This is a genomic window from Vibrio sp. V19_P1S1T109, assembly GCF_002241375.1.
Lineage (GTDB): Bacteria > Pseudomonadota > Gammaproteobacteria > Enterobacterales > Vibrionaceae > Vibrio > Vibrio anguillarum.
This window is the reverse complement of sequence record NZ_NDIM01000322.1, coordinates 1-3,174: the sequence shown is the minus strand read 5'-3', so window position 1 is coordinate 3,174 and position 3,174 is coordinate 1. Positions and strand designations below refer to the sequence as shown.

The following is a 3,174-nucleotide window of genomic DNA, read 5'->3' as shown; positions in this document are numbered from 1 at the left end:
GAAAGGTGGCGAGCAAAGGCTTTCATCCATACCGAGAGCAGCTCTTGAACTTCTGGGTGGGATAAATCCGTGCTCCCCACATCAGGTTGATAGAACCAGCGATTAGCAAGGTGAAAGTACAACTCAGGCTCAACGGTTGTACTGGTGTCATCGGGATAAGAGAAGCTGGCAAAGAACACTACCAACCAAGGGCTTGAGGTTGACTCTCGCTTAAATTGTACCTCTATCGGGTGCAAACCTTGTCGATGTCGGTAGTAACTTATTTGGCGGCAGTTCAGCACGAGGCGTTCAGCATTCTCTGGGAGAGTGTACCGATTCAGAAGTGCTTCCAGTGACGCATGTAAAGCATCATCAATAGAAAGCTCACCATAATGTAGCTCAATCATAACCATCCTCTCTCTGCAAATGAGGTGCAGGTTTCGCCCGTCACGATATGGTCAAGCACTCGAACATCCACCAGCGCGAGCGCGTCTTTGAGTCTTTCGGTTATGCGTCTATCGGCTTGAGACGGTGTTGAGTCTCCAGATGGATGGTTATGGGTAAATATCACCGCTGCGGCATTCACTTCTAATACCGCTTTCACCACTTCACGTGGATAGACACTGGCCGCATCCACCGAGCCTTGAAACAGCTCTTTAAACTCAATCAGTCGGTTTTGGTTATCCAGTAGCAATAAGGCAAACACTTCACGCTCATGGCTACCTAGCTTACAGCGCACATACTCTTTAGTTGCATCAGGGTTAGTTAGGGCATCACCACGCACGTAGCGCGTAGCCAGTATCTCTGCGGCATGCTCTAGGATTTCATTTTCCTGATAGCGTTGCTGCTTTTGGTAATCGGAAGTTTTGGGATTCATTTCAGGCTCCTGTCGGAATCAATGGTGGGGTTTCACATTGATGACATATGCCTGAATGTTTTTGGTTTAAGTCTTGTAGCGCAGAGGCTCAACGCATAACCGTCTTTTTTTTTGCGTCAGAGCTTATTTCATGAGGACGGAATCGGCGACTGCACCATGACATCTTTGAAGTTAAAAGAAGTAATAGGAAAGGCAGCACTGAGCTGTTGAGCTTCGGATAAAGAGCTATTGCCTGGCTGGAAAGTGAAGTTGATGAGTGGATGGAGGAGTGTCTAGCTTTAAGGTAATTCAATGTCGCTTTGTTTTTAAGGGAGCCGTCACACTCTATCAGTCTTTTGTCATTCTTCATCGCCTTATGCAATCAGGCTGTATATTATCGTAACTTAATGATATTTGATGGTATTGATAGGCGTTAATTCGTGGATAGTAGAAAAGAAGACTCGATAAATATATTGAAATCCTGGCATTTAGTGGAGTTTTTTCAAGCCTACTCAGTACCAGATAAAGACGACAGTAAAATTGCACCAGTAAATGTTTCGTGCCATGAGTTGAAGTCATGTGGTAACCATCTACTTCCGTGGCTAGATCCCGCGGCTCGTGATTCGCTCGGTCTTACTCCGGGCAAAAAGTGTACTTATACCCTATATCTGGGATTATTCGATAAATCGGCGATAGATAAAAAAGTTGCGGAGTACTTTTCTACCCACAGCCAGGAGGATTGTGTCTCTGAAGAAATAGAGCAAAGAAGAGATAATGAGGGAGCATCTTGCTTTGCTAAATTGATGTTGGATGAGTTTGGTACCCCTCGGTTGGATACCTTTTCGGTAAGCACGCTACCGTGGGCTTTAGCAGAGTTACTAGGGGGAAGGGCAGGGAGTATATCTCAGGAGCGATTTGATAGTCGTTGTGACGCTCTGAACGAGTTTATAGATCGCTGGGAAGCAACCTTGCCTAACCACCCTAGCTCAGAGGGAAGGCATACTCTTTGTGTGAGAAGCCTAATGAGCTTGGTTGAGGGGCTTTACCAATGGGCTGGTATTTCTAATCAAGATTTGTTGCTTTCAGAGAACTCAAAGGTTTACCCGTTTCAGATGGCTTTTTATGAGTATGAGGCGAAGTCAGACAATCTTTTGGAGAATAAAAAGGCCCCAAGAATTATTGAAGACGATAACGAAGATGCATCTAAAGAAGACGAATCTCAGTTACCTATTCTAAACAGCTTTTATATTCGAGATATAGAGCGGGCTATTAATGCTATTTCCACTGGCAGGGCCAGCCTGCCCCTTCAAACCTACTTGGGACAATCCAGTCATAAGCATGTTGATCTGTATACCAACGGTTCGATACCGTTAATTCATAATCACTTGAATCCCAAAGAAACACCAGAAGGAAGGTGGCTGACAGAGCCTGCGCATAACATGTCTTTAATGCAGCAGTTCGCCATCAATACGGTATTTAAGGAGCTGAAAACAGGTGGAGTGATCTCTGTTAATGGTCCTCCAGGCACAGGCAAAACGACGTTATTGCGGGACATAATTGCGCAAAATATTGTTGAGAGAGCGAAAGTATTAGTTTCCTTTTCGAAAGCTAGCGATGGGTTAAGTCCAGAAGGGTTCCTTGTTGAAGAACTTACTGACTTTGAAATGGTCGTGGCGTCATCGAACAATGCCGCCGTTGAAAATATCTCAAAAGAGCTTCCTCAAGCAAAGTCGATAGCTGGCAGATATGCTGATACCAGTTTTTTTCGTTCTGTAGCAAATCAAGTTAGTGCTGATGAAAAGAAAGGTCGTTTACAACCTTTGGACGATAAAAAGCGGAGCTGGGGAAATATCTCAGCTGTTATGGGAGCTTATAAAAAGAGGCAAAGGTTTCTCGATCGCTTTTTCTTTAAATATCACTATGAAAAAGGCAATGAGCCAGCGGTTAGAGAACCTTCTTTGGATTTCTTGAATTTTTGGCAATATCGCTCAACTTATACCGGGCCCTCTTTTCACATAGCCAAAAGGACCTTTAGCGAGAAGTTATCTCGTTTTCATGAGTTGAATGACAAGTTAGCCTATTTTGATAGCCTGCAAAAGACTTTCGATGAACATCAATTTGATGCTGATTTGCATCAAATGAACCTAGTTCTAAATGAGCTAGAAAACTATGCTCATACGCTCTCTGTAGAGCTAGATGTCCTTAGTTCAACAAGAAATGCAGAAGTGAGAAGGGAAGAAGAAATTTCAATTTCCCTTGAGATATTGACGGTTAACTCGCCTGGTTGGTTTAGTCGATTCTTTAATACTAAGAAAAATAAACAATATAAGGCTTCACTA

General features: G+C 43.6%; 2 protein-coding genes and 2 pseudogenes. 2 read left to right on the top strand and 2 right to left on the bottom strand.

Going from position 1 to position 3,174, the window contains the following annotated elements; genetic code table 11:
- Both B9J87_RS15525 and radC read right to left on the bottom strand, forming a co-directional pair.
- A partial coding sequence (locus tag B9J87_RS15525) for a DUF2787 domain-containing protein (protein WP_176429549.1) occupies window positions 1-386 on the bottom strand: 386 nt, incomplete at its 3' end.
- Window positions 383-856: a RadC family protein gene (gene radC, locus B9J87_RS15520; protein WP_094151598.1), complete on the bottom strand. Its 474-nt coding sequence runs from the start codon at window positions 854-856 to the stop codon at window positions 383-385. The genes B9J87_RS15525 and radC, both read right to left, overlap by 4 nt.
- Before the next feature lie 221 nt (window positions 857-1,077).
- On the opposite strand from radC, the pseudogene B9J87_RS18075 reads away from it, so the two are divergent.
- Together B9J87_RS18075 and B9J87_RS15515 are read left to right on the top strand one after the other, a co-directional pair.
- Window positions 1,078-1,143, top strand: a pseudogene (locus B9J87_RS18075) (AlpA family phage regulatory protein); the annotation flags it as partial.
- A 132-nt stretch (window positions 1,144-1,275) separates the two neighbouring features.
- A pseudogene (locus tag B9J87_RS15515) lies at window positions 1,276-3,174 on the top strand (DEAD/DEAH box helicase); the annotation flags it as partial.

Bases quoted from the DNA above. Each gene is read 5' to 3' on its own strand.
- radC (WP_094151598.1), bottom strand. From the start codon at position 856: ATGAATCCCAAAACTTCCGATTACCAAAAGCAGCAACGCTATCAGGAA.